The organism is Mycobacterium sp. IDUB_36, assembly GCF_055419225.1.
The window spans coordinates 979781-1006696 of sequence record NZ_JBVAXH010000002.1 but is presented as its reverse complement, the minus strand read 5'-3'; the positions used below and the strand labels follow the sequence as shown (position 1 = coordinate 1006696).

The following is a 26916-nucleotide window of genomic DNA, read 5'->3' as shown; positions in this document are numbered from 1 at the left end:
TCAGCTCTTGGCGCGCCCGGCCGGGGCCGCCTTGCGGGCCCGGGTCGGTGTCGACTTGCGTTGTCGCGCAGCTGGCTTGGGTTGTTGCTCGATCAGCCTGCTGGCGTTGTCGAGGATGCAGTCGAGGCCGTATTCGAAATTGTTGTCGTCGGGCGCGCCGATGTGATGGCCCTTGGCGGTCATCCGGGCGAGCAGCGGAGTCACCTCCGGATCGATGATCATCGAGTCCTCGATTGTCCGGCCACCGTTTTCGCTCGCCGCGTTCTTTTCGTTCAGTCGGTGCAGCACGACCGATCCCCGGACGTGTACCGACATCGCCGAGTAAGTGTCGAAGGCCTGCTCCGGCGACAGCCCCGCTTCGACCAGTCCCGCGATCGCCTTTTCGATCTCTTGAACTCCGACGCGGGCCGCCCTGGGACTGAGCGCTGACCTGATCAGAATCAGGTCGCACAGAATGGGGTTGCCCATGAAGGCTTTCCGCATCGCGCGGGCGTGGTTGCGCAGGGTCTCGCGCCAGTCCGTGGCCTCTACATACGGGGTCGCGAACACGTACTTGCGCAACGCCCGGTCTGTCATCGCATTGAGCAAGTCGTCTTTCTTGCGGAAATACCAGTAGATGCTCGTGACGCCGACACCGAGGTGCTTGCCGAGCAGTGGCATGCTCAGATTGTCGATCGACACCTGCTCCGCGAGTTCGAACGCACCTTTGATGATGTCGTCGGGATTGATCGACCCGCGTTCACGCCGCTGCCGCTTCTCGGCGGTCGCTTGCTTGGCCATTGCGGGCACCTCCCTCACCTTAAGCTGATTACTGTAGTACCTATCGTAGGGTTTTAAATACGCCTGGCGGCAAGCCGTCAACTGGCCGCCGCCCGCCTCGATCGGCGCAGGCGCGCCAAATGAGTTCGGTGGTAGCGGTTTTGGCGCGACCGGTCGACCCGCCGAAGACCCTCGGCCCCCACTGAGCCGGCGTGGCCCGAACACCGCCGAACACCGTTGGCCGACTGTTGTGGAATGCACTACTGATAGGTATACAGTATGCGTACAAGCTGCAGCGGAATCGCCGGCTTGTCTCATGGGAGGACGGTCGATGAGCACCACCGAAGACCGCGTCGCTGACCCTGGTCAGGACGAGGCCGTGGTCTACGAGGTCACCCCGACCGGTGTCGCCGTGATGACACTGAACCGACCTGACCGGCTCAACACCTGGGGCGGGGACATCGCGACGGCGTTCTATGCGGGATTGGACCGCGCCGAACGCGACCCGGCGGTGCGGGTGATCGTGCTGACCGGTCGCGGCAAGGCATTCTGCGCCGGCGCTCAGCTGGGTTCGATGGGAAACGTCACCGAGTCGCTCGAGAAGACCGACGGAGACAAGCTGGCCAGCCTGATCGGCGACCGGCAACCGCACCATCTCACCACGCTGAACACACCGGTCATCGCCGCGATCAACGGATCGTGCGTCGGGATCGGCCTCACCCAGGCGCTGATGTGCGACGTCCGATTCGCCGCCGCCGGGGCGAAATTCGCGGCCTCGTTCGCCCGCCGCGGACTGATCGCCGAGTACGGCGTCTCGTGGATCCTGCCGCGCCTGACCGGTTGGGGCGTGGCACTTGATCTGTTGCTGAGCGGCCGCACCTTCCTTGCCGAAGAGGCAGCCGAGCTCGGATTGGTCAAAGAAGTCGTATCACCCGATCAGCTGATGGCCCGGGCGATGGCCTACGCCGAGGACATCGCCCAAAACTGTTCCCCGGCATCGATGGCCATCATCAAGCGACAGGCCTACGGGGACGCTATGCGTGACGTCGCCGACTCGAGCGCGCGATCCGAAGTGCTTTTGCAGCAATCACTGACGCGGCCCGATGTGATCGAAGGCATCACCAGCTTCCTGGAAAAGCGAGCACCGAGTTTTCCCGGCCTCGTTGCCTCCGACGAATCGAGCGGTACCGGAAAGGATGACCATGGGGACCCTGGGTTATAAAGCGATCGACGTCGACAACCACTACTACGAACCGCTGGATGCGTTCACCCGGCATCTGGACAAGAGATTCCGCAGGCGCGGCGTGCAGATCTTCAAGGACGGCAAGCACTCTCAGGCCGTCATCGGCGACCGGGTGAATCGTTTCATCCCGAATCCGACCTTCGACCCGATCATCGTGCCCGGCTGCCTGGACCTGCTCTTCCGCGGCGAGATTCCCGACGGAGTGGACCCCGCGTCGCTGCTGAAGGTCGAGCGACTCGAGCAGCATCCGGAGTACCAGGACCGCGAGGCCCGCATCACGGTGATGGAGACCCAGGGCATCGAAACCGCCTTCATGCTGCCGACATTCGCGTGCGGGGTCGAAGAGGCGCTCAAGCATGACGTGGAAGCGACGATGGCGTCGGTACACGCGTTCAACCTGTGGCTGGACGAGGACTGGGGCTTCGACCGCCCCGACCACCGGATCATCGCCGCGCCGATCATCTCGCTCGCCGATCCCGCCGGAGCACTGGAGGAAGTGGAGTTCGTGCTGGCCCGCGGCGCCAAGCTGGTCCTGGTGCGTCCGGCGCCGGTGCCCGGCATCGTCCGGGCGCGCTCGTTGGGCGATCCCGCGCACGACCCGGTATGGGCCGCGCTGGCCGAGGCGGGGGTGCCGGTGGGCTTCCACCTCAGCGATTCCGGCTACCTCCAGATCGCCGGAATGTGGGGTGGCAAGTCGACTTTCGAGGCTTTCGGCGGGTCGAACCCGCTGGACCAGATCCTGGTCGACGACCGGGCGATCCACGACACGATGGCCTCGATGATCGCCCACGGTGTATTCACCCGCCATCCGGCGCTGAAGGCCGTCAGCATCGAGAACGGGTCCTATTTCGTCTACCGGTTGATCAAGCGGCTGAAGAAGGTGGCCAACAACCATCCGAAACTGTTCCCGGAAGATCCGGTCGAACAACTGCGCCACAACGTCTGGATCGCGCCCTACTACGAGGACGATCTTCCCGACCTGGCCGGCGTGATCGGCGTCGACAAGATCCTGTTCGGATCGGACTGGCCGCACGGCGAGGGCCTGGAGAACCCGGTGTCGTTCACCAAGGAACTCGTCGGCTTCAGCGATGCCGATGTCCGAAAGGTGATGCGCGACAACGCCCTGGATCTGCTGGACGCCAAGGTGGGCTCGGCGGCGTGATCGGTCGCACGAAGTCATGAGCGAGTGGACCATCGGTCAAGTCCTCGACGTGATCGCCGAGGTCGTTCCCGACCGGGCTTTCACCGTCTGCGGTGAGCATCGCAGGACGTTCGCCGACGCGGCCGACCGCACCCGGCGGTTGGCCAACTACTTGGCGGCCAACGGTTTCGGCGCTCATGCGGAGCGGTCCACGCTGCAGAACTGGGAATGCGGGCAGGACCGCGTAGCGCTGATCATGCACAACGACCTGTACGCCGACATGGTCGTCGGATGCCTGAAGGCCCGCACGGTTCCGGTGAACGTCAACTACCACTACACGCCGCGTGAGGTCCAGAAACTACTCGACTACGTGCAACCCCGCGCAGTCGTCTATCACAGATCCCTCGGCGCGAAGTTCGCCGACGTGCTGCCGCCCGACAGCGCCCGTCTGCTGCTGTCGGTGGACGACGGCAGCGAGGGACCGGACCTGGCCGGCTCGGTGTCACTGGACGACGCTCTGTCCCAGGGAGACATCGACCACGACATCGTCCCCTCGCCCGACGACCTGCTGATGATCTGTACCGGTGGCACCACCGGTCATCCCAAGGGTGTGCTCTGGCGCCAGTCCGACATCTACGTCTCGTCGATGGTGGGCGCGGATCACGTTAGTGCTCAGGAGATCCGAGACAAGGTCAGCCGTCATGGCGGGCCGCCGTGGTTCGCCGTGTCGCCGCTGATGCATGCCGCCGGGATGTGGACGGCGTTCTCGGCGATCATGACCGGCCTGACCGTCGTGCTGTATGACACCAGCAAGAAATTCGACCCGCAGTTGGTCTGGCGGATCGCGGAACGTGAAAAAGTCTCCATGATGACGATGGTGGGCGATGCCTACGCAGCTCCACTGGTCGCCGAACTGCGCCGCGGCCGGTACGACGTGTCGTCCCTGGCTGCGATCGGAACCGGCGGCGCGGCAACCAATCTCAAGCATCAGCGGGCGCTGCTGGAGATGCTGCCGCAACTCACCCTGATCAACGGGTACGGGTCTTCGGAAACCGGGAACATGGGGTTCGGGCACAGCCACGGTGACACCCGATCCGACACCTTCACGCTGCGCGAAGGCGGGCTTGTTCTCTCCGAGGATTACTGCCGTTTCCTGACTCCGGGCGAGCACGAGATCGGCTGGGCCGCACGGCAAGGACGAATACCCCTGGGTTATTTCGACGATGCCGACGCCACCCGCCGGACGTTTCCGGTGGTCGACGGGAAGCGGGTGGTGATATCGGGTGACCGCGCAGCGCTCGAGGCGGACGGGACGCTGCGGCTTTACGGACGCGACGCATTGGTGGTCAACACCGGCGGGGAGAAAGTGTTCGTCGAGGAGGTCGAAGAAGTCCTGCGCGCGCACCCCGACGTCGCCGATGCGCTGGTAGTCGGTCGCGCCAGCGAACGGTGGGGTGAGGAATTGGTGGCCGTGGTCCAACTGAAAGACGGCACCGGCGACGTCGACGGACCGCTGCGGGAGCACTGCGCGGCCGAGTTGGCCGGGTTCAAAGTGCCCAAGGAGTTCATCATCGTCGGCGAGGTCCACCGCCTCGGTAACGGCAAGGCCGACTACCGCTGGGCGAAAAGGCAAGCGACAGAGAAGGCGCCGATGTCGACATGAACGACCGGGTGATCGATTGTCTCGTCAACGTGCATTTCGGTGAAACCGAGATGCAGCCGACGTGGATGGTCAAGGTGCGCGACGACTATTTCAAGGGCCCGGACGCGATGTTCGCACCGGTGGACCTGTCCGCCCTCCTCGACGAAATGGACGCCCAGGGTGTGGGCAAGGCGATCCTGATGGACAACCTCGCGAAGCCGTCGGTCACCGCTCGAAAAATCGTCGAGGCCAAGCCCGAACGGTTCGCGCTGGCCATGGGTGGCGTCAACCTGCTGCGTCCCATGCCGTCACTGCGCGAACTCAGCGCGGTGGTGAACGATCTGCCGGTCGCCTACGCCGTTGTCGGGCCGAGCTTCTGGGGTGACGGCATGTATCCACCGAGCGACGCCGTCTACTACCCGCTGTACACCAAGTGCGCCGAGATCGGTCTGCCGTTGTGCGTCAACACCGGCATCCCCGGGCCGCCCATACCCGGGGAGGCGCAGAATCCCATTCATCTGGATCGGGTTTGCGTACGGTTCCCCGAGCTGAAGCTGTGCATGATCCACGGCGCGGATCCGTGGTGGGACATTGCCATTCGATTGTTGATCAAATACGCGAACCTGCGCCTGATGACGTCGGCATGGTCGCCGAAGCGGCTGCCGGAAAGCCTGTTGCACTACATGCGAACCCGCGGAACGGACAAGGTGATCTACGCCTCGGACTGGCCGGTGCTCACCATGCGTCGCGTCATCCCGGAAGCGCGCGCGTTGGACCTGCCCGCCGAAGTGCTGGAGAACTATCTCTACAACAACGCCCAGAAATTTTTCTTCGATGGCCGCGAGGAGCACTGACCATGGATCGTTATGAACTCCGCCGACTCGACTACAGCCTCAGCGGCGATCATCAAGCGCTGCAAGCGGCATATCGGGACTTCTTCAAGACCCACTGCCCGATCGAGACAGTCCGCGCAGCCGAGGAATCCGGCTTCGACAAGAGCCTCTGGGAGCGACTGTGCGGGATGGGGGCCACCACGATGGCGCTGCCCGAAGCAGTCGGTGGTGACGGCGCGACGCTGGTGGACCTGACGTTGGTCGCCGAGGAGATCGGCCGTTCGCTGGCACCTGTGCCGTGGATCGACCATGTCTGCACCGCACGACTGCTCGCCAGGCTGGGCTCGGTGGAGTCCGAGGTCGTCAGCGGCCGGCAACTCGCGGCCTTCGATGCGCAACACGACAATGTGCGCGGGACCCGGCTGATCCCGACCGGATCGATCGCCGATCACATCGTCCTTCGCGATGGTGACGACGTGGTGCGGCTCAGTTTCGACACCCGCCCGGCCCGGGTGGACAACATCGGCCGGCTCCCGATGGCCTGGGTTGATCCGGCCACCGCCGACGCCCGTGTCGTCTTGGCCGGCGGATCGGCGGCTACAGCGGAATACCAACGCGCGCTGGATGAGTGGCGAGTGCTGATGGCGGCCGCCCTGACCGGCCTGGTGGAGGAGACGATGACCATCGCGGCGGAGTTCGCCAAGACGCGCTACACCCTGGGCGTGCCGATCTCGACGTTGCAGGGCATCTCGCACCCACTGGCGAACATCGCGATCACCGTGCAGGGCGGCCGCAATCTGGCGCGCCGCGCCGCATGGTTCCTGGACAACGAACCCGACGAGCGGCCCGAACTGGCGGCGTCGGCGTTTGTGTTCATGGCCGAGGAGGCGTCGAAGGCCGCGACCATGGCGGTCCACGTTCAGGGTGGTCTCGGGGTGTCCGCGGAGGCCGCTGCGACCGCATATCTGGTGCGCGCGCGAGGTTGGGCACTGGCCGGCGGCGACCCCGGCGCCAGCGCCAAGTACATCGGCGAACTGGTCGCCGCCCGCGAAAGCCGTTGAGGAAGAGGGAGTTCGGTGGATTTTTCACGAGTAGTCCTCGCCGACGAGGATCGGGCTTTTCTCGACGAAGCCCGCGGCTTCTTGACCACGCATGTGACCGACGACGTCCGGCGGCGCGACCGCGAGACCGGGGACAACTTCGACGAGGACGTCCATCTGGCGCTGGGCGCCGCGGGCTACCTGGCGGGGGAGTGGAAGGGCGCGGCCGACGGCGGCTTCTCCCGCGTCCGGCGGCGCATCTGGGAATTGGAGAAGCGCCGGGCACACGTACCCTGGGTGACCTGGGGGACCACCGCCATGGTCGCGCATTCGGTCGCGAAGTTCGGGTCCCCCGAGTTGCAGGCCGAGGTCATGCCGAGAGTCTTCAGCGGCGAAGCGCGGCTGTGCCTGGGCTACACCGAACCCGAGGGTGGATCGGATATCGCGACGTGTAAGACCCGTGCCGTCCGGGACGGTGACAGTTGGGTGGTCAACGGCGCCAAGATGTTCACCACCGGGGCGCACAAGTGCCAGTACGTCTTCCTCATCACCAACACCGACCCGGACGCGCCAAAGCACAAGAGCCTGACCATGTTTCTGGTGCCGCTGGATTCGCCGGGTATCGACATCCAGGGTATCCGGACGGTCGACGGTGACCGCACCAACATCGTCTACTACAGCGACGTGCGCGTCGACGACAAGTATCGACTCGGTGAGGTCAATGCGGGCTGGACGGTGCTGCGCGAGCCGCTCAACACCGAGCACGGCGCGGTGGCCGCCGCCCCGGACGGGCTGCAGGATGTGTCGATCATGATGCACCAGGCCAGCTTCATGACGCACGCGGTTGACGCTGCCGCCGCCAAGGCGGCACAGCCGAAACCGGATGGGCAACGGCTGGTGGACGACGAGTCGGTGGCCTACCGGTTGGGCCGCAGCGCCGCGCGCATCGAGGCCGCCCTCAGCGCGCCCGGCATCTTCGGTCGGGTGGCGATCGCCCAGACCATGCGTGACGTCTCCCCGGAACTGATGGATCTGCTCGGTACGGCATCGACGCTGCCGTACGGAACAGACGGTGCCGCCGACGACGGAGCATCGGAGTACGTGTACCGATTCGCGCCGCTGGTGGGGATCTACGGCGGCACGCTCGAGGTGTTCCGCAACATGATCGCGCAGTACATGCTGGGCCTGGGCAAGCCGAATTACTCTGCGCCGAAGAAGGTTTCGTGAGGCCGGTTCAGGTCGTCAAGATGGTCGCGGCCGCGGTCCCAGGCGCACCGTACACCTGGGCGAACCCGACTCGTGGTGTTCCCGGGACTTGGCGGTCGCCGGCCTCGCCGCGCAATTGCCGCACCAGTTCGTGCATCTGACGCAGACCCGACGCCCCGATCGGCTCGCCGTTGGCGATCAGGCCACCATCGGTGTTGACCGGCATCGTGCCGCTGATCTCGGTGGCCCCCTCGGACAGCAGCTTCTCCTGCTCGCCGTCGGCACAGAAGCCGGCCTCGGCCATGTGGATGATCTCGGCACCGGCATCGGTGTCCTGCAACTGGATCACATCGACGTCGTGCGGGGCGACACCCGCCTTCTCGAATGCGGCTCGCGCGGCGTACACCGTGGGCGAGGCGTCCTCCTCGACCGGCGCGTAGGTGGTGTTCACCTCGTAGGCGCCGTACCGACGGGTGCGGACTTCGACTGCCCGCACATAGACGGGTTTGGCGGTGAACCGGTGTGCGATGTCCGCCCGGCACATCACCACCGCAGCGGCGCCCTCGTCGGGAGCGCAGAACATGTACTGGGTCAACGGGTAGTTCAGGACGGGCGAGGCCAGGATGGCCTCTTCGGAGATCGGCTTGCGCCGAAAAGCGTTGGGGTTGCGGGCGCCGTTGCGAAAGTTCTTCGCCGCCACTTTCGCCAGCGTTTCGGTCGAGATGCCGTGGTCGTGCAGGTACCTGTTCGCCTTCATGCCGAAATATTGAGTGGTCAGGTACTGGCCGTTCTGCGCGTACCAACGCGGCATGCCCACCAGGGCAGGATCTTCGGTGAAGGCTCCACGCGGATGCTTGTCCATTCCGACGGCGATGCCGATGTCGTAGTCACCCAGCCGAATGCCGTCGGCGCACAGTTTGGTTGCGCTGGCCGCGGTGGCGCAGGCATTGAACACATCGGTGAACGGAATTCCGGTCAACCCGACCATGCCGACAATCGCGTCCGGGTTGGCCACCGTCCAGCTTCCGCCGACCGCGAATTGGACGTCGTTCCACTCGATGCCGGCGTCGGCCAGCGCGAGTCCGATGGCGTCGGCGGCCATCTGCATGGCGGACTTGCCCTCGAAGCGGCCGAAAGGATGAAGGCCGACGCCGATGATCGCGACATCACTGGTGCTGCGGCTCATGCGTTGGCTCCCATCGGCATTCAGTTCTTGGTGAAAGTCACCGGAAGTGCGGACGGCGAGCGGAACGGCTGGCCGTAGATGTGCGGATCATCCTCGGTGACGAGCCGGAGATCGGTCACCCGGTCCAGCAGACACTCCAGCGCGACCCGGGTCTCCATCCGGGCCAGGTGCAGGCCCAGGCAGGTGTGTTCGCCGGCGGCGAACGAGATGTGCGGCACCTGTTCACGCGCGATGTCGAAATCTTCGGCATGGCGCCAACGCTGTTCGTCCCGGTTGGCCGAGCCGATGCACAGATCGACCGCCGATCCCGCGGGAATCGCAACTCCTTGCAGCACAGTGTCTTCGGTGGTGAATCTCTGCACCGTGGTCAGCGGCGTCTCGAAGCGCAACCCTTCTTCGATTGCCGGGCCGATCAGCCCACGATCGGCCTGCGCCGCGGCGAACTGTTCGGGATGGGTCAGTAGCATGAACAACAAGTTGCCCGACGAGCGGTAGGTGGTCTCCAGCCCGGCGGGTAGCAGCAGCCGGAGAAAAGAGTAGATCGCTTCGTCGCTGAGCCGTTCGCCGTCGATCTCCGCTGTGACCAGAGCGCCGATGATGTCCTCGGTCGGTGTGGCCCGGCGCTGTTCGATCTGAGCCAGGAAGTAGTCCTTCAGTGCGGCGGAGGCCTCGAATGCGCGCTCGTACTTGATCGTGTAGTTGATAAGTTGCACCGCGCGCTCGCGAAAAGTCGGCAAGTCTTCGGCGGGCAGGCCCAGCAACGTGGCGATCACCCGGGTCGGGAATTCGAAAGTGAAATCGCGGACCAGGTCCGCCTGTCCGGCGTCGATGAACTCGTCGATCAGCGCGTCGCAGATCGGCCGCACGATCTCGGGTTCCCACCGGGTGAGCGCTCTGGACTTGAACGCCGCGGACACCAGATTGCGATGTTCGCGGTGCGGCTTGCCGGCCATGGCCAGGATGGACGGGCCGATGAACAATCCGATGGTGTTGTCGTAGTACCTCGAGCTGAAGGTGTGGGCGTCACGGAAGGCGGCGTTGACCGCCTCGAAGGACACGGCGGCAAACGAGTTCTTCGGTCGCAGCGATTCGGGGGTTTTCGAATAGTCGACAACGGTGCCGTGGAACACGCCTGCGCCGTCGCGTTTCTGGGCGAAGTACGGATAGGGGTCGCGGATGAAGCCGGCCGGTTTGTCGTCACCCAGGGCGACGGTTCGAGTATGACCTTCCACAGCTGCGCTCCGGCTTCGTCGGGCGGATCGGCGTCCTGCCGCATGATCGTACTGTAATTCTTACAGTAGCGTACGTGGGGCCGGTCCGCGCCGGAAGTCGCCGGTCGGCGTGCACTCAGGATTCGCGGGCGCGACTGCGTTTGATCAGTTCCACGCCGAGCTCATCCAACGGCACCGGATGGCCTTCGGTGCAGCGGATCTCGACGGTTGCATCGGCGCCACAGCCGAGATGGGTGAGCCGTAACCGGTTGCGACCCGGCAGATGTCGTTGACCCCACTCGAACATGGCCCAGACCACCGGCATGAAGTCGGTGCCGGACTCGGTGAGGATGTATTCGTCGCGGGTGCGTTGCCCCGGCTCGCGGTAGGGCCGCCGGGTCAGCAGTCCGAGTTCGACCAGTTCCGACAACCGCGCCGCGGCCGCGGCTTTGGTGATTCCGACGCGTTGGGCGAAGTCGTCGAACCGGGTGGTGCCGTAGTAGGCCTCGCGCATGATCAGCATCGCGGACTTGGTGCCGAGTGCGGACATGGTCTTCTCGATCGAGCACTGGCCGACCGCCGTCCAGGCGTCGCGGTCGGCGAGCACGCCCTGCAGGAGTGTCATAGATCACCTTACTTCTGGGTTGCTCCCAGTATACCTAGGTGTTACACCTGGGTATAGCTGGGTGAACCTAGCAGTGGACTCGAGGAGGAGCCATGACATACCAGGATCGCGACGCCGTCATCGTGGGAGCGGTGCGCACGCCCGTCGGCAAGGGAAAGGCAAACGGTGCACTGCACGGCGTTCTGCCCGCTGACCTCTTGGCGCACAGTCTGCGTGAGCTGGTGGCTCGCACGGGCATCGACCCGGAACAGATCGACGATGTCATTGCCGGTGCGGTGACCCAGGTGGGCGATCAGGCCGTCAACATCGCGCGCAATTCGCTGCTGGGTGCGGGCTTCCCGGAGTCGGTGCCGGGCACGACGATCGACCGGCAGTGCGGCAGCAGCCAGCAGGCGATCAGCTTCGCCGCGCAGGGTGTCCTCGCCGGTGCGTACGACATCGTCGTCGCCGGGGGGGTGGAATCCATGAGCCGGGTACCGATGGGTAGCTCGGTGCTTCCCGGCAGCAACCCCTTCGGCGACGGCCTGAAGGAGCGTTACCCCGAAGGTCTGGTGCCACAGGGGATCAGCGCCGAGCTCATCGCGTCGCGCTGGGGATTCTCGCGGGCCGACCTCGACGAGTTCTCCGCCGGCAGCCACGAAAAGGCGGCCCGCGCAACCAAAGACGGGCTATTCGACAACGAGCTGGCCCCGATCGCCGGGCTGAGCACCGACGAGATCATCCGGCCCGGGACCACTGTCGAGACGTTGGCCGGCCTGAAGCCGGCGTTCTACGACCCTTCGGTGGGAGAGCGCTTCCCGCAGATCAATTGGGAGATCACGCCCGGAAACTCGTCGCCGCTGTCCGACGGCAGCGCCGCGGTGCTGATCACCAGTGGGGCGGCTGCCAAGCGGCTCGGTCTGCGCCCGCTGGCGCGGATTCACACCACCACCGTGGTGGGCTCGGACCCGCTCTACATGCTGACCGGCGTCATCCCGGCCACCGAGAAGGTGCTGCAACGCGCGGGCCTGAAGCTGTCCGACATCGACCTGTTCGAGGTCAACGAGGCCTTCGCTCCGGTAGTGCTGGCCTGGGCCAAGGACACCGGGGCCGATCTGGCCAAGACCAACGTCAACGGCGGTGCGATCGCCATCGGACATCCGTTGGGCGCCAGCGGCGCTCGCATCATGACGACGATGGTCAATGCCCTGGAGCAACGCGGTGGCCGGTACGCGCTGCAGACGATGTGTGAGGGCGGCGGCATGGCCAACGCCACCATCATCGAGCGGCTGGACTAGTTCGCCCAGAACGTCCGCGGGAGCGTCAGCACTGTCCGGTGTTGACGCTCCACGCGAGTTCGGTGATGTCCGTGACGCCGATCAGCAGTACCTCGTCGGTGGCGCGAACGAACGCCGTCTCCGATATCAGACAGCGAACCGGAAAGCCCTCGGCGTGCAGCCAGTCGACCACCATCGTTCCGGCGCTGCGTAAGGCGGTGACGAAGTCCGGCGCCGAAGTCGCCGAGGGTCCGGCGAGCAACTCGGACAGTCGCTGCCCGATCAGCCTGACGGTGCCGAGCTGGTGTCCGAGCATGCCGGCGAGGGCGGGGTTGCTGTAGAAGACGACGCCATCGAGCCGGACGGCGAGCATAGGGATGGCCAGTCGGTCCAGCAGCATCGACGCGGGCATTTCCTGGAGACGACCGGCCGGGTCGTTCGTCCGCGTGCCGTCGAGGGCGGCGGCCCGGCGGGGAGGTTGCGCGCGTTCGCGCTGGGGCAAATCAGGTGAGGTGGTCAATACGATCCTGGCGGCAGACGATCGCCGTGAATGTCGGGTTCGGGGCGGTTGCCCCTCACAGGTTCCGCGGCTGTGACGCACGGCGGAACTCTTCCCGAGCCAGCTGACTTTTCAGCAACTTCACAACTTACCCGATCTGATCGGATATCGGGGATTGCCTGGGCGGCCGCACCCCGCGAATCGAGCTCAGAGCCAGCCGGTGCGTGCGGCGGCGACGGGCTCGGCGGGAGCCGGTGCCAGCTCGCCGCTCTTCACACCGTCGAGCATGCGCTTGACCGCGGCGACGATATCCGGGGCCGCGGCCACGAGTCCGGCCTTGTCGGCCGCGCTGACGTCAGCCGGATCGATGCCCGCGCGGATCAGCACCGCATCGGGGTCGGCGAGCTCCCCGGCCAGCCAGGACACCGGGTCGGCCGACAGCTCGGGAACGAAGTTGCGGCGGCCCGGCTCCCACTCGGTGAACCGCGGGTGGTGGTGCGCGCGGTCCAGGGTGCCGGGCGGACTTTCGGTGGATCCGAACAGGTCTACCCGCCACACGGGACGCTCGATCGAGATCGGGACGCCGGCGTAAATGGACCCTCGCGGCTCGCCCTTGTCGACGAGACGCAGTTCCAGCCTGACGCCCCGTTCCGGAGTCTCCTGGCCTTCGTTGGGGGTCGGGTCGACGAAGAACATGTCGCCGACGACGACACCGAGAGTTTCGAATCCGAACGCTGCGAACATGCCTTCGAGGGTAGACCCACGGCCCGGATTCGGTTCGGCCCGAGAGCTACAGGGCGGCCGGCGCACCCGCTGGAACGGCTGGGCGGATCGGCCGCACCGGGGCGACACGGACGTACGGCGAACCTGGAGCTGGGCGCGGGTCGGGCTCGCCCTTGTTGGGCCACAGCGACGCGGCACGCTCGGCGAGCGCCGTAATCGTGAGCGACGGGTTGACCCCCAGATTCGCGGTGATCGTCGAGCCGTCGATCACATGCAGCCCGGGGTGGCCGTGCATCCGGTGGTACGGGTCCACGACGCCGGTGTCCGCGGTCTCGCCGATGACGCAGCCGCCGATGAAATGCCCCGTCATCGGGATGTCGATCATGTCCGCCCAGCCGCCGCCGGCGATCCCGTCGAGGTGGTCGGCGGCACGTCGGGCGACCTCGTGGCCGACCGGTATCCAGGTGGGGTTCGGTTCGCCGATGCCCTGGCGCGACACCAGCCGTCGCTTGAAAAACTTTCGCCGGGTGAATGTCGTCAGCGAATTGTCGTGAGTCTGCATCACGAGCAGTGGGATGGTCTGCTCCGACCAATGTCTCGGGTTGAACAGTCGCCACAGATCGCGCCGTTGGCGCGCGAACTCCTTGATTCCACTGCGCCAGCGCCGTCCGTCATCCGACCCGTCGACCAGGATGGTGCCCAGCAGTCCCATCAGGTTGGAGTCGTGACCGTACCGGCACGGCTCGACGTGGGTGTGCTCGTCGGGATGGATCGACGATGTGATCGCGACGCCCTCGGAATAGTCGACGTCGTTGCGGCGCGCCCGCACTGCCAGGATCGACTCGGAGTTGGTGCGGGACAGCTCGCCGAGCCGCGGCGAGATGTGCGGCAGGCTGCCACGGTCCCGCAGCCGGTGCAGCAGCCGTTGGCTGCCCAGCGCGGCCGCCGAGAACACCACCTGCTCCGCGGTGAACGTCTGGCGGCGGCGCCGCAACTTACCGCCGGTACGACGCGTCACCACGTCGTAGCCGCCGTCGGGACGCGGGCGGACATCGACAACCGTGGTCAGCGGGTGGACTTTCGCGCCGAGCTTCTCCGCCAGGTACAGGTAGTTCTTGACCAGGGTGTTCTTGGCGTTGTGCCGGCAACCGGTCATGCATTCGCCGCAGTGCCGGCAGGCCCGGCGATCGGGACCGGCGCCGCCGAAGTAGGGGTCGCCCACGTCGGCTCCGGGCGCGGCGAGTTCACCGTCGGTGCCGGTGAAGCAGACCCCGACCGGGGTGGCGTGAAAGGTGTCGGCGACATCGAGGTCGGTGGCGATCTGCAGCATCACCTTGTCCGACGGGGTGATTCGCGGATAGGTCTCGACGCCGAGCATCCGCTTGGCCTGCTCGTACCACGGCTGGAGTTCGTCTTTCCAATCGGTGATGCCACTCCAGCGCCGGTCGGCGTAGAACGAGTCGCCGGGTTGGTAGAGGGTGTTCGCGTAGACGAGCGAACCGCCGCCCACCCCCGCGCCGCTGAGCACCACCGCGTCGGACAGCACGTCGATCCGCTGGATCCCGTAGCAGCCGACGGCCGGCTTGAAGATGTAATCCCTGACGTGCCATGAGTTTTTGGCGAAGTCGTGATCGCGGAATCGGCGGCCTGCCTCGAGCACGCCTACCCGATAACCTTTCTCGCTCAGCCGCAGCGCGGTGACACTGCCGCCGAAGCCGGAGCCGATCACCAACACGTCATAATCGAATCGAGTCATGCGTCGACCTCCTCGGCCAGCGGCGTAGGGCTGATCTCCAGGTAGTCCGCGATCTCCGTTGTCCGCGTGCGGCGTTGGTATTCGTGGACCAGGCCCGGCCAGTTGGTGGTGACGCGGCCGGAGGCGGCTCGGTACCAGGAATCGCAGGAGCTCCACACTCCGCGGTCGAGTCGCGACTGGATGTCATCGTCGTAGGCCTGCTCGACGTCGCCCCGGACCTCGAAAGCGTGGGCTCGACCGCGGGCGATCTCCTCGACGATCTGCCGGATGTAGCGGGCCTGCTGCTCCATCATCAGGATGATCGAGCTGCTGCCGAGATTGGTGTTCGGGCCGTAGATCAGGAACAGGTTCGGAAATCCCGGCACGGCCATGCCGAGGTGCGCGCGGGCACCGTCGGCCCACTGGGAATGCAGATCGCGTCCGCCGCGCCCGCAGACCCTCATCGGCGCGAGGAATTCGGTGGCTTTGAAACCGGTGCCGTAGATGATGACATCTGCCTCGTGTACCCGGCCGTCGGCGGTCCGCACACCAGTCGGCGTCACCTCTTCGATCGTCTCGGTCTCGACGTCGACGTTGTCGCAGGCCAGTGCCGCATACCAGTCGCTGCTGAACAGCACCCTCTTGCAGCCGATCGGATAGTCGGGCGTGAGCTTGGCCCGCAGCACCGGATCTTTGATGTGCCGCTTGAGGTTTGCCGACGCGAGGAAGCCCACCAACCGAGCCAGCGGGGCCGCCTTGGTCAACGCGAGGCTGAAGAACTCGGTGATGTGCCAGATCAGTTCGCGCATGGCGGCGGCGAACCCCGGCACCGTGCGGAACGCGGCATGGTGCGTGGTGGTGTAGGCGCGATCCAGCTTCGGGACCACATATGGCGCCGACCGCTGAAAGACAGTGACCTGCTTTGCGATTCGACGGATGCGGGGGACGAACTGAATCGCCGAAGCGCCGGTACCGAGCACCGCGACACGTTTGCCGGACAGATCGACGTCGTGCTGCCAGTCGGCGGAATGGAAGGAGGGCCCGGTGAACGCATCGAGCCCGGGTATCGCCGGGAGTGCCGGCCGGGACAGCTGGCCGACGGCCGGGATCACGACGTCGGCTTCGAGAACCTCGCCCTGAGACGTCCGCACCCGCCAGGTGGCCGATGCGTCGTGGTATTCGGCTGAGACGGCCTCGACACCGGTGCGAACCAGTTCGCGCAGCCCGAGTCGGTCGGCGGTGTCGTGGATGTAGCCGAGGATGTCGGGTTGCTCGGCGTAGCGGCGACCCCAGTCGGTCTTGCGGGCGAAGGAATAGGAGTACAGGTTCGACGGGACGTCGCAGGCTGCGCCGGGATAGGTGTTCTCTCGCCACACGCCGCCGATCTCGTCGGCCTTCTCCAGCACCGTGACGTCCGCGAGGCCGTCTCTGGACAATTCGTGGGCGGCGGCGAGACCGCCGAATCCGGCTCCGATTACCAGCGCCCGTGGGCGGCGATAGGTCGTAGTCATAAGGATCACGTTAGGAGCTCCATCCGGCGCAACCGCAGACGATTGCGGTCGGAAAATCCATGATTCCGGCCAACTGGCCGGTCGCGGTCAGACCGCCAGTCGGGCCCGGGGCGCCGCCGACCGCTGATAGCGCGCCGGGGTGGTCCCCGTCCAGCGTTTGAACGCGGCGATGAAGCTGGTCGCTTCGGCATAGCCGAGACGCAGGGCGACGTCCTCGACCGAGAGCGCGCCGGTCGCCAGGAGCTCCTCGGCCAGCACCCGATGCACCTCCTCGACGAGGTCGCGAAAGCTGGTGTGTTCTTCGGCCAGCCGCCTGCGCAGCGTTCGCTCGCTCATCGCCAGGTGGCGGGCGACACCGGCGATGGTGTGCGGCTCGTTGTCTATCGACGCAAGCCGGTCGCGAACCTGGCGGGCGACACCGGTCAACTGCCGGCGGCCTTCCAGCAGATCCTGGCATTGCTGCTTGCATGTTGCGACGGTGATCTCGCTGGCCTGCGGCAGGCGGTTGTCCAGCAGGGCGGCCGGAAACCTGGCCGCGTTCAGCGGCGCCTCGTACTGCGGGGCCACGCCGAACATGTCCGTTGCCGCGGCATCGCCAGACGGGGGCGCGGGCGAGGTGAACTCGATCGAGGTGAACGGGACGGGGGCACTCAGCAAGCCCGCCATCACTCGGGCGATCGCCGCGAGATCGCGTCGCAGCAGGAATTCCGCGACCGGACCGGACAGGTCCGGCAACTCGAGTCGCAGCGCCGCGACCGGTCCGTCGACCGTCACGCTCGGCAGGCAGAAACCATAGCTGAGCTCGTAGAAGCGGGCGGCGAACCGGACCGCGTCGCCCAGGGTGGAGCTGGTCAGGCAGGCGAAGCCGAAGATTCCGAGCGATCCGACGTGGTAGCCGCCGCCGACCCGCACACCCAGATTCGCGGCGTCCCCCAACAAGTCCACCAGGTTGCCGGCGACGGCAAGCTCCTGGCGGCCGACGATCATCCGGTCGGGGTCACGAAGGTCCGCCTCCGACAGTCCGGAGTCTTTAAGCACATCGGCGACGACAAGTCCGTTGTCACGGCCGAACTCGGCCATCAATGCCACGCTGACCGTGCTGCGCGGGAAATCCCAATGCGACACCTGTTGTCCCGCGAACACCTTCATGCAGTTCAGTATGGCCAACCGAACTCGAAGGGGGCGGCGGCAGCGCATTAGGCTCGGGTGCGATCGATCGACACGGAGTGTGTACGCATGGACCTGCCCGTCCGGGACTGGACGCATTGGGCGACAGGCTATGGGTTGCCGCGCACGATGCTGAATCTGCTGGCACGCCAAGGCGATCCGATGGCCAAGCTGCTGACGATCGATTCCCATCCGGTCGACGACATCTATCCGCTGATCGAGCAGGTCCGCGCCCGCGGACGGATGTCCCGGGTACCTGGAGCCGGCTGGGTCAGCGCCGATGCGCAGATTCTGCGTGCGGTGCTGCGCGACAACCGGATCAGGACTGCCAAACCCAGTGACCGGTCACCGTTTCGGGCCGGCCGATGGATCCTGGCCAGGACCGACCCCGGTGTGCTGAATCCGATCGAGCCACCCTCGATGCTGGTCACCGAGCCACCCGAGCATGCCCGACTGCGCCAGCCGGTGACGCGCGCCTTCACGCCGCGGGCGCTGGATCGACTTCGCGCGGGTATCCACGACCTCGCCAACCGGTTGCTCGACGATCTGGCGGGCGCGACGGAGTGCGACCTGGTCGCGCAGTACGCCGCGCAGATCCCGATGGCGGTGATCACCGACATGATGGCGATACCCCGGCACGAGACGCCCTATCTACTGGAAGTCGCCGAGACGGCCACGAGTTTGCTTGGCAGCGTCGGCGCGTCGTGGCGCGACTATCGGTCGGGCACGAGTGTCTTAAGGGGCTTCGAAGGCTATATCGGCGCGCACATCGAGCGGCTGCGGAACAGCGACCAGGACAGCATCCTGTCCGACGTGATCCACAACAGCGATCTGACCGAGGTCGAGCTCAAGATGCTGGCGGCGCTGCTGTTCGGGGCGGGGTTCATCACCACGACTCACATTCTGGGCAAGGCGGTGATAGCGCTCGTCGGTCATCCAGAGCAGCTCGCCTCGCTACGCGCAGACCCCGATGGATGGCCCAAAGCTGTCGAGGAAGTCCTGCGCTACGACACCCCGGTCCAATTCGTGCCCCGGGTCGCCGCCGAAGATGTTGACATCGAGGGGTATTCGGTCCGAGCGGGTGAGGCGATATTCGTCATGTACGGCGGGGCCAACCGGGACCCGGCGATCTTCGACGACCCGAACGCGTTCGACACCACCCGCGCCAACGCCCGCGAACACCTCACCTTCGGCACCGGCGTGCATACCTGCCTGGGCGCGGCACTGGGGCGAATGGAAGTACAGATCGGCCTGCAAACCCTGTTCGAGCGCTTTCCACAGCTGAGCCTGGCGGGCAGACCGACGTACAACAACACCATCGGGCTGCACGGCCTGAAGCACCTACCGGTGACGCTGCGCTAAACCCCGCTCACCGCCTGATCGCGGGCCCACCGATAGTCGGCCTTGCCGGCCGGACTGCGCACGATCGCGGCCCGGAACACGATCGCTTTCGGCAGCTTGTAGCGCGCCAAAGTCTGTGCGGCATGGTCGATCAACTCATCGGCTGCGGCCGCTGCACCGTCGGCCAGGGCCACCACCGCGACCACCTCCTGGCCCCATCGCTCGCTGGGCCGGCCGGCGACGACCACATCGGTCACCGCGGGATGCGACGCGATCGCCGTCTCGACCTCTTCGACGAAGATCTTCTCGCCGCCGGAGTTGATCGTCACCGAGTCCCGGCCCAGCAGTTCGATCAGGCCGTCGTTTCGGTGACGGGCACGGTCGCCGGGAACCGCGTAGCGCACGCCGTCGATCACCGGGAACGTCGCCGCCGTCTTGGCGGCGTCACCCTTGTAGCCGAGCGGCACATAGCCGCGTTGGGCCAGCCAGCCCATGCCGTCATGGCCCGGCGGCAGCAGTGACGCAAGCCCTTCCGCGGCGACGAGGGTGTCCGGTCCGGCGTTGAAGGTGCCCGTCGACACCGTTCCCGAGGTCGACATGTGGTGCATCTGCGCGCCGGTCTCCGAGGAGCCGACGCCGTCGACGACGATCGCGTTGGGCAGCACTTCGATCAGACGCTGTTTGATGTAGGGCGTCAGCAGCGCGCCGCCGTTGGCCACCACCACCAGCGACGACACGTCGGCGATGCCCTTCTCGATGGCGGCCACCAGCGGGCGGGCCATCGCATCGCCCACCACGGTCACCGTCATCACCTTCTCCCGCTCGATCGTGCGGACCACGTCGTCAGCGTCCAAATGGTCGACGACGGAAGGGAATACGACGGTCTGGCCGGTCGTGATCGCGGTCATCACACTCCACTGCGCCGCGCCGTGGATCAGCGGCGGCAGAATCATCAGCTTGGTGGGAGTGCTTCCCTCGAAGCGCGCGACGATCTGGTCGACCGAGTCGGTGGGCTCACCGGTCATCAGATTCCGCCCGCCGAACGACGTCATGAAGATGTCGTGCTGACGCCACAGCACGCCCTTCGGCATCCCGGTGGTGCCGCCGGTGTAGAGCACGTACAGGTCGTCGGGGGAGTGCGTGACATCCGGCTCCGGGGACTGCGAGTTGATCGCCGTCTCGTAGTCGACCGCGCCGTCGAGCAATTCGTTACCCGAGTCGTCGGCGATCTGGATCAGAACCCGTAGCTGCGGAAGATCCGGTAGCACCTCGGCGACCCGGGGCGCGAACGCGGAGTGGTAGATCAACGCCGTTGCACCCGAGTCGGCGAGCAGGTACTGCAGCTCGCTCTTGACGTAGCGGAAGTTCACGTTGAAAGGGGCTACCCGCGCGGCGAACGCGCCGAGCAGCGACTCGACGAACTCGTTGCCGTTGTAGGCGTACAGGCCGACGAGGTCCTGGCCGACCTCATGGCCGTCGAGAGTGGATCGCTCCGTGTGACACCCCAGCCCTTGTGAGTGCAGGTAGGCCGCCAGCCGCCGTGACCGATCGATGACCTGGGCATAGGTGTACCGCTTGTCACCCTGAATGATCAGTTCACGGTCTGGAATTCTCGCGGCGACCGCCGCGGTGACGGCGGGAACGGTGAATTCGACTGCGCTGTCGGACATCTAGACCCTTACGGCTGGTGCGGAAGCAAGCGAACCATCAGGCCGTTGGCTTCGCTGAGCACGGCGCCGTCGGCCGAAGTCATAGTAGCCTCTATGAAAACTTTTCTGCCATCGATCTCCCCGACCGCGCAACGGGCTTCGAGTGGCTCGCCGATCGGAGTGATCTTGCGGTAGTCGACGTGCAGAAATGCGGTCCGGGTCGGGAAGATGTTCGCCGCGGTCACGGTCATACCGAACAGCCAGTCGTACAGCAGCGGAATGATGCCGCCATGCACCGCCCGATTGCCGCCGATGTGAGCTTCGGTGAAGTGCCCGGCCATCGTGACGCCTTCGGTACTGGAGCGGACCACCATCCACGGCGGCATCAACGGGTGGCCCAGACCCGGGATGCTCAGCACCCGGCCCGCCACCGCGCCCGTCTCCGGAACCTGGTGGCCGTCTAAGATCGCGCAGGCGCTCTCGAGGTGCTCGGCCGCCTCGGCCCACAGCGAGCCACCCGGGTCGGTGGAGACGGTCAGATCCTGCAGCCGGCGTAGTGCCGTGATGTATCGGCCCAACTCCGCAGGCGCGTCTTCGACCGGTCGGACGTCGGGAAATCCGCCTCGGGTGTCGGTCACGAGGTCTTCATATCAGGCTTGCCCCACGTCTGGAGCAGCTCGTCGGTGCTGGTGATGGTGGCCAACAGCGACAGCGTGTGGTCGATGACGGCCTTGCCGTACTCGACGGGGATTCCAGCGACCGCATCACGCGGCACGACCACGCGATAGGCGGCATTGACCGCATCCATCACAATGTTGGGGATCGCGATGTTGAGCGAAACACCGACCACCACGATGGTGGACACTCCGAGGTTGCGTAGCACGGAGTCGAGGTCGGTGCCCCCCATCGGGCCGACGCCATGCCATCTGCTCAGAATGAGATCGCTTGGCTCAGGTCCTAATTCGGGTAGGACGGCAGCGCCGGGCGTGCCTGGAAGAATGTTCACCTGGCCGCCCCCGATGGCGAAGATTTTGGCATTGTGGTTTGAGCCGAGGCCGTCGGGCCGTCGCTGCACCACGCAGTGCACCACCCGCAGGCCCGCCGCCCGGGCCGCCGGCAGCAACCTCGTGATGTTGGGCAGAGCCACGCGGCGTGCTTCTTCCGCGAGTTCCGCCAGCCCGGCGTCGGGACCGATGACGGCGCCCTGGCACTCCTGGGTGACGATCGCGGTGTGCGCGGGTGCCGCGAGGTCGGCGAGCGAGGGGCGTGTCATGCTGGCACGTCGTAGAACTGGGTCGCCCACTTCCGCAGTGCCATATACCCTTTCGCGTCCTCTTTGGACAGCGCTGGATGCTCGACGTACTTCTGGTACCGCCAGATCTGCAGGTCGTCGAATACTGTTGAGAGAAAGTGCTTTTCGATGGTCCGTCGCAGATCGTCGGCCGGTACGTCGGAGGTGTCCCCGGGTAGGCGTGGCCACCAGATCGAGTAGAACAGGTCCGAGGACCCGTCGTCGACCGGGGTGCAGGTGAAAATCAACCGATGGTTCTGGGCGCCCTCGAAAACGCTGATCGCGCCACCCAGGCCGAACAGGTGACTGTGGAATCGCAGGGCGAGGTCGTCGGGGTTCTCACTGCGCGCGTCCGGCCAACCGGCGACGAAGTGCCACTCCTGGTCGACGATCTTCCAGTCCAGCACCTTGGGTGTCACCGTGGCACGGTGAACGTACTCGAAATGTGCACTGTCGGGGGCATTTTCGGCCACGATCTGCGGATGCACCGGTTCCCGCTCGGCCCGTCGCGAGAACTCCGGATAGGCGCGGTAGTAGGCCGCCGGATCGGTCTCGAATTGCGGAAATCCGCCGAAGATGTCCGGCATCTCCCACTGGGGCCCTTTGCCGTCTGGCTGGTGCCAGATGAAAACGCAGTCGTGCTGCTCGATGACGGGATACACCCGCAAGCGCAACACCTTGTTGGGACGCTCCGGTTGGTAGGGGATGTAGCGGTTGGTGCCGTCGGGCCCCCAGCGCCATCCGTGAAACGGGCACTGGACGCAATCCCCGACCACCGTGCCGCCGTGGCCGATATGGGCTCCGAGGTGTTTGCAGTGGGCTTCCATGACGTGGAGTCGGCCGCTTCCCTCGCGGTAGGCGACGAGATCCTCGCCGAAATAGTGCAGCGGTCGTGCTTCACCGGCCGGGAATTCCGGTGACCATCCGACCATGAACCAGCCGGTGACTTTCCAGGTGAAGGGGACTTCCACACCGGCTCCTCAAGCGCTCGTGGCGACGATACTAAATACGTTACAGTATGGATTCCAATTCCCGGGAGGCGTTGCAAGGTGACTGAGGAATCGCAGGCCGGTGCACGATTCGATGCGATCGTGATCGGCGCCGGTTTCTCCGGCCTCTACACCCTGCATCGACTGCGCGAGCTCGGCATCCGGACTCAGGTGCTCGAGATGGCCGAAAACGTCGGTGGCACTTGGCTGTACAACCGATATCCGGGTGCACGCTGTGACATCGAGAGTATCGAGTACTCCTACAGTTTCTCCGAGGAGATCCAGCAGGAATGGGTATGGACGGAGACGATGCCGGCCCAGCCCGAGGTGGAGGCCTACCTGAACTTCGTCGCCGACCGGCTCGACCTGCGACGTGACATCCGGTTCGGTACCGAGGTCGTCGCGATGGCCTTCGACGAGCAGTCCGCGCTCTGGGTGGTGCGCACGGAGGCGGGGGAGTCCTTCGTCGCGCCGTTCGTGATCGCCGCCTCCGGCATTTTGTCGGTTCCGCTGGAACCAGATATTGCCGGCATCGGTGACTTCAACGGCGCGTCGCTGTTCACCTCGCGCTGGCCGCCGGACGGCGTCGACTTCGCCGGTAAGCGTGTCGGGGTGGTCGGGACGGGATCGACCGGTGTGCAACTCATCCCGGTGGTTGCTCGGGACGCCGGGCAGCTCTTCGTGTTTCAGCGCTCACCGGCCTACACGCTGCCCTGGAAGGTCCGGAAGTTCGATGCCGGAGAGCTGGACGGGATGAAGGCCGACTACGGCGCCATCAGGGCGGCTCAACGCGCTCACCCGATCGGTGCCGCGCGCCTCAGCGCGTTCTCGGTACTGCTCGAGATGCTGGGCAGGCCGCCGCTGAAGTCGGCGTCGCGCGCCGATCAGCTGCGGGCCGTCGACGAGAACGGTGTGTTGGGCGCGCTCAATTGGGGGGACGTCTTCTTCGACATCGAAGCCAACCGGATGGCCGCCGCGCTCTACGGCGAGGCGGTGGCCCGTATCGTCGACGACCCCGACACCGCGGCGGCGTTGGTGCCCGACTACCCATTTGCCTGCAAGCGCCCGATCATCGACCAGGGCTACTACGAGACGTTCAACCGCGACAATGTGACCTTGGTGGACCTGCGCGCCGCGCCGATCGAACGGGTGACAGTCGACGGTATCCGCACTGCCCGTGATGAGTTCGACCTCGACGTCATCATCTATGCCACCGGTTTCGACGCCATGACCGGAGCGCTGAGCCGCATCGACATCCGTGGGCGCGATGGTGCCTCCCTCGGCGAATTCTGGGCCACCGAGGGACCACTGTCATATCTCGGGCTCGCGATCGCCGGCTTCCCGAACCTGTTCACCATCCAGGGACCGGGCAGTCCGAGCGCGGCCACCAACTTCGTCGCCGCACTGGAACAACACGTGGAATGGATCGGCGACTGCATTGCCTATCTGCGCGCCAACGGGGTTCGCACCATCGAGGCGACACCGACCGCCCAACGGGACTGGATAGAGCACGCCACTTCGCTGGTCGCCGCCACGGTTCTGGTCCACCCGTCCTGCAACTCCTGGTACAACGGTGGCAACGTGCCCGGCAAGAAACGGATGTACATGGGTTATACCGGCGGAATTCCCGAATACCGGCGCCGCTGCGACGAGATCGCGGCCGCCGGATACACCGGCTTCACGTTGGCGTAGGTGGGTGACATGTCGTTGGCATCCCTGGGCTTCAACGCGGCCCGTGAGCTCGGCCTGGTGCTACCCCGGACCGTAGCCGGGCTCAACGAATCGACCGGTTGGCATCCGGTGACACCGCGCGGAGTCCGGCAGTTCGGCGAGGTCATGCTGGATGAGCTTGTGCTGTCCGGCTTTTCGCTCATCGGGGGAGCCCCGAGAGGCGTGCGGTCTCCCGATGAATGCGTCGCGGCGGCCGAGGAGCTCTCCGCACTGGGCATCGACGGTGCGCACGTCGAACCGCAGCCCCTGCGAGTGCACGCGATCGAACGCAAGCGTATTGCCGGGCTGTCCTACGAGCGGCTCACCTTCGAACACGACCCGCGGTTGCCGCAGAGTCTGGCGAGCCAACGGCTGAGTGGCCCGGCCAAGGCCGTGGTCCACCTCTGCCGACACACCGATGGACCACGGCCGTGGCTGATCTGGGTGCACGGCGCGGGTCAAGGTGGGGTGGAGGACTTACTGCTCACCCGAATCGGGCGCATCCACCATCAGTTGGGTTTCAACGTGGCGATGCCGGTGCAGCCTGGCCATGGCTGCCGGCGACGAGAATGGCCCGCCTATCCGGACATGGACCCCCTCGGCAACGTCGCTGGGATGATGCGGGCGGTGTCGGAGATCCGGGCCGTCGTCAGGTGGGTGCGTCCCCAGGCCAGTGTCGTTGTGGTAGCCGGTATTTCGATGGGGACCCCGGTGGCCGCGCTGGTATCCCACCTGGAACGTGACATCGACGCCGTCGGGCTGTACACGCCGATTCTCGGACTCAACAGCATGATCGCCAAGCACCTGGGCCGCTGGGGCTCGGCACGCGACGAATTTCGCGCATTGCTCGGTTCCCCGGTGGTGGCTCAGCTGACGTCGGTGATCGACCCGCTCGCCGTCGACCCGGCGCCACCACCACACCGGCGGCTGATCGTCGGAGCGTGGCATGACCGGATGGCGATGCGCGAGCCCACCGACGCACTTCAGGAGCGCTGGCACGGGCAGCTGTACTGGTACGACGGCAGCCACGTCGGCCAGGTGTTCTCCCGCAAGGTGTTTGCGGTCACCGAACGGTTCCTGCGCGACGTCGTTGCCGATCAAGGAGTTTCGTCATGACCGATCAACCCCTGGATGAACTGGGGTACTACCTGCTGGCCGGAGCCGGCGGCGAAGGCCCGGCGACCCTGATGGACGAGGCGCGCCGCGGGGAGGAGTTGGGCTTCGGCACGGCGTTCATCTCCGAGCGCTGGAACGTCAAGGAGGCGTCGTCCCTGGTGGGTGCGGCGTGCGCGGTGACCGAGCGGATGCAGATCGCCACCGCCGCAACCAATCACAACACCCGTCATCCGCTGATCACGGGATCATGGGCCACCACCATGCACCGGCTGTCCGGCGGCCGTTTCACTCTGGGCGTGGGCCGTGGCATTGCGGCGATCTACGGCGCCTTCGGAATTCCGGCCGTCACGACGGCACAGATGGAGGACTGGGCGCAGGTCATGCGCCGACTCTGGCACGGCGAGGTCATCTTCAACCACGACGGCCCGATGGGTAAGTACAACATCCTGTTTCTCGACCCCGACTTCGACGAGGACATCCGGCTGGCCCTGGTGGCGTTCGGTCCCAACACGCTGGCTCTGGGTGGACGGGCGTTCGACGATGTCATCCTGCACACCTACTTCACCCCGGAGACATTGCGGCGCAGCGTCGCAACGGTCAAGGCCGCCGCGGAGAAAGCGGGCCGCGATCCGGACAGCGTGCGGGTGTGGTCGTGTTTCGCGACGGTCGGCGACCATCTGCCCGAACCGCTGCGGCTGAAGAAGACCGTCGCCAGGCTGGCCACCTACCTCCAAGGCTACGGCGATCTGCTGGTTCGGACCAATCACTGGGATCCCGCTGTGCTGGAACGCTTCCGGGCCGATTCGGTGGTGACGTCGATCGCCGGCGGCATCGACCACAAGGCGACTCCGGAGCAGATCGAACACATCGCCACCCTCATTCCCGACGAGTGGCTGGAGCCGTCGGCCACCGGGTCGGCGCACCAGTGTGTGGACCGAATCCGGCAAGAGTTCGGTTACGGTGCCGACGCCGTGATCCTGCACGGGGCGACACCCGACGAATTGGAGCCGATCGTCACGGCCTACCGGGCCACCGGGTAAGAA

The 26916-nt window shown here is 65.8% G+C and carries 24 protein-coding genes; 11 read left to right on the top strand and 13 right to left on the bottom strand.

All coding sequences use genetic code 11. From position 1 onward, the window contains the following. Positions 1-780, bottom strand: coding sequence for a TetR/AcrR family transcriptional regulator (locus tag ACZYW1_RS22900; protein WP_463788734.1), 780 nt, complete (start codon positions 778-780; stop codon positions 1-3). Positions 781-1090: 310 nt separating this feature from the next. On the opposite strand from ACZYW1_RS22900, the gene ACZYW1_RS22895 reads away from it, so the two are divergent. From ACZYW1_RS22895 to ACZYW1_RS22870, 6 genes are read left to right on the top strand one after another with little or no spacing between them, the layout of a single operon-like run. Further along, positions 1091-1981, top strand: a complete 891-nt coding sequence (locus ACZYW1_RS22895; protein WP_463788733.1) for an enoyl-CoA hydratase — start codon at positions 1091-1093, stop codon at positions 1979-1981. Continuing rightward, a complete protein-coding gene (locus ACZYW1_RS22890; RefSeq protein ID WP_463788732.1) occupies positions 1962-3164 on the top strand; it encodes an amidohydrolase family protein in 1203 nt (400 codons plus the stop codon). Before ACZYW1_RS22895 ends, ACZYW1_RS22890 begins: the two co-directional genes overlap by 20 nt. A 16-nt stretch (positions 3165-3180) precedes the next feature. Further along, the gene (locus tag ACZYW1_RS22885; protein ID WP_463788731.1) at positions 3181-4806 is read left to right on the top strand and encodes an acyl-CoA synthetase; all 1626 of its coding nucleotides are present in this window, start codon (positions 3181-3183) and stop codon (positions 4804-4806) included. After that, on the top strand, positions 4803-5639 hold the full coding sequence (locus ACZYW1_RS22880) for an amidohydrolase family protein (protein WP_463788730.1): 837 nt from the start codon (positions 4803-4805) through the stop codon (positions 5637-5639). The genes ACZYW1_RS22885 and ACZYW1_RS22880 overlap by 4 nt, the downstream gene beginning before the upstream one ends. Positions 5640-5641: 2 nt before the next feature. Further along, complete coding sequence (locus ACZYW1_RS22875) at positions 5642-6679, top strand: acyl-CoA dehydrogenase family protein (RefSeq protein WP_463788729.1); 1038 nt, start codon at positions 5642-5644, stop codon at positions 6677-6679. A gap of 15 nt (positions 6680-6694) precedes the next feature. Continuing rightward, entirely contained in the window at positions 6695-7885 is a 1191-nt protein-coding gene (locus tag ACZYW1_RS22870) for an acyl-CoA dehydrogenase family protein (RefSeq protein ID WP_463788728.1), read from the top strand. A gap of 7 nt (positions 7886-7892) precedes the next feature. Here ACZYW1_RS22870 and ACZYW1_RS22865 read toward each other — a convergent pair whose 3' ends face one another. The 3 genes from ACZYW1_RS22865 to ACZYW1_RS22855 form a co-directional block, all read right to left on the bottom strand. Then, entirely contained in the window at positions 7893-9050 is a 1158-nt protein-coding gene (locus ACZYW1_RS22865; RefSeq protein WP_463788727.1) for a thiolase family protein, read from the bottom strand. A gap of 20 nt (positions 9051-9070) precedes the next feature. Further along, positions 9071-10282: a cytochrome P450 gene (locus ACZYW1_RS22860; RefSeq protein WP_463788726.1), complete on the bottom strand. Its 1212-nt coding sequence runs from the start codon at positions 10280-10282 to the stop codon at positions 9071-9073. Positions 10283-10397: 115 nt separating this feature from the next. After that, positions 10398-10886 carry a winged helix-turn-helix transcriptional regulator gene (locus ACZYW1_RS22855; RefSeq protein ID WP_463788725.1) on the bottom strand — a complete coding sequence of 163 codons (489 nt, stop codon included), beginning with the start codon at positions 10884-10886 and terminating at the stop codon, positions 10398-10400. A 92-nt stretch (positions 10887-10978) separates the two neighbouring features. On the opposite strand from ACZYW1_RS22855, the gene ACZYW1_RS22850 reads away from it, so the two are divergent. Next, complete coding sequence (locus ACZYW1_RS22850; protein ID WP_463788724.1) at positions 10979-12163, top strand: thiolase family protein; 1185 nt, start codon at positions 10979-10981, stop codon at positions 12161-12163. A 25-nt stretch (positions 12164-12188) separates the two neighbouring features. Here ACZYW1_RS22850 and ACZYW1_RS22845 read toward each other — a convergent pair whose 3' ends face one another. From ACZYW1_RS22845 to ACZYW1_RS22825, 5 genes are all read right to left on the bottom strand, one after another. Next, positions 12189-12662, bottom strand: a complete 474-nt coding sequence (locus ACZYW1_RS22845) for a diguanylate cyclase (RefSeq protein ID WP_463788723.1) — start codon at positions 12660-12662, stop codon at positions 12189-12191. Positions 12663-12848: 186 nt separating this feature from the next. Beyond that, positions 12849-13385, bottom strand: coding sequence for a hypothetical protein (locus ACZYW1_RS22840; protein WP_463788722.1), 537 nt, complete (start codon positions 13383-13385; stop codon positions 12849-12851). A 46-nt stretch (positions 13386-13431) separates the two neighbouring features. Then, positions 13432-15120 (bottom strand): GMC oxidoreductase, encoded by a 1689-nt coding sequence (locus tag ACZYW1_RS22835; RefSeq protein ID WP_463788721.1) that lies wholly within the window; start codon positions 15118-15120, stop codon positions 13432-13434. Further along, on the bottom strand, positions 15117-16610 hold the full coding sequence (locus tag ACZYW1_RS22830) for a flavin-containing monooxygenase (protein ID WP_463788720.1): 1494 nt from the start codon (positions 16608-16610) through the stop codon (positions 15117-15119). Before ACZYW1_RS22830 ends, ACZYW1_RS22835 begins: the two co-directional genes overlap by 4 nt. Positions 16611-16697: 87 nt before the next feature. Next, positions 16698-17759: an AraC family transcriptional regulator gene (locus ACZYW1_RS22825; protein WP_463788719.1), complete on the bottom strand. Its 1062-nt coding sequence runs from the start codon at positions 17757-17759 to the stop codon at positions 16698-16700. Positions 17760-17846: 87 nt separating this feature from the next. On the opposite strand from ACZYW1_RS22825, the gene ACZYW1_RS22820 reads away from it, so the two are divergent. Then, positions 17847-19139, top strand: coding sequence for a cytochrome P450 (locus tag ACZYW1_RS22820; protein ID WP_463788718.1), 1293 nt, complete (start codon positions 17847-17849; stop codon positions 19137-19139). On the opposite strand, the gene ACZYW1_RS22815 is transcribed toward ACZYW1_RS22820, so the two are convergent. Genes ACZYW1_RS22815 through ACZYW1_RS22800 form a run of 4 tightly spaced genes read right to left on the bottom strand, consistent with a single transcriptional unit; the run spans position 19136 to position 23029 of the window. Beyond that, positions 19136-20788 (bottom strand): acyl-CoA synthetase, encoded by a 1653-nt coding sequence (locus ACZYW1_RS22815; protein WP_463788717.1) that lies wholly within the window; start codon positions 20786-20788, stop codon positions 19136-19138. The two genes, ACZYW1_RS22820 and ACZYW1_RS22815, sit on opposite strands and share 4 nt — an antisense overlap. Before the next feature lie 8 nt (positions 20789-20796). After that, positions 20797-21405 carry a PaaI family thioesterase gene (locus ACZYW1_RS22810; RefSeq protein WP_463788716.1) on the bottom strand — a complete coding sequence of 203 codons (609 nt, stop codon included), beginning with the start codon at positions 21403-21405 and terminating at the stop codon, positions 20797-20799. Then, the gene (locus ACZYW1_RS22805) at positions 21402-22040 is read right to left on the bottom strand and encodes a cysteine hydrolase family protein (protein WP_463788715.1); all 639 of its coding nucleotides are present in this window, start codon (positions 22038-22040) and stop codon (positions 21402-21404) included. The genes ACZYW1_RS22810 and ACZYW1_RS22805 overlap by 4 nt, the downstream gene beginning before the upstream one ends. Continuing rightward, positions 22037-23029 (bottom strand): Rieske 2Fe-2S domain-containing protein, encoded by a 993-nt coding sequence (locus ACZYW1_RS22800; protein ID WP_463788714.1) that lies wholly within the window; start codon positions 23027-23029, stop codon positions 22037-22039. The genes ACZYW1_RS22805 and ACZYW1_RS22800 overlap by 4 nt, the downstream gene beginning before the upstream one ends. A 78-nt stretch (positions 23030-23107) precedes the next feature. Here ACZYW1_RS22800 and ACZYW1_RS22795 point away from each other — a divergent pair, with 78 nt between their 5' ends. The 3 genes from ACZYW1_RS22795 to ACZYW1_RS22785 are packed head-to-tail and all read left to right on the top strand — an operon-like array spanning position 23108 to position 26913. Beyond that, positions 23108-24739 (top strand): flavin-containing monooxygenase, encoded by a 1632-nt coding sequence (locus ACZYW1_RS22795; RefSeq protein WP_463788713.1) that lies wholly within the window; start codon positions 23108-23110, stop codon positions 24737-24739. A gap of 9 nt (positions 24740-24748) precedes the next feature. Continuing rightward, positions 24749-25873 carry a PHB depolymerase family esterase gene (locus tag ACZYW1_RS22790; RefSeq protein ID WP_463788712.1) on the top strand — a complete coding sequence of 375 codons (1125 nt, stop codon included), beginning with the start codon at positions 24749-24751 and terminating at the stop codon, positions 25871-25873. Beyond that, positions 25870-26913 carry a TIGR03857 family LLM class F420-dependent oxidoreductase gene (locus ACZYW1_RS22785; protein WP_463788711.1) on the top strand — a complete coding sequence of 348 codons (1044 nt, stop codon included), beginning with the start codon at positions 25870-25872 and terminating at the stop codon, positions 26911-26913. Before ACZYW1_RS22790 ends, ACZYW1_RS22785 begins: the two co-directional genes overlap by 4 nt. The last annotated feature ends 3 nt before the right edge of the window (positions 26914-26916 follow it).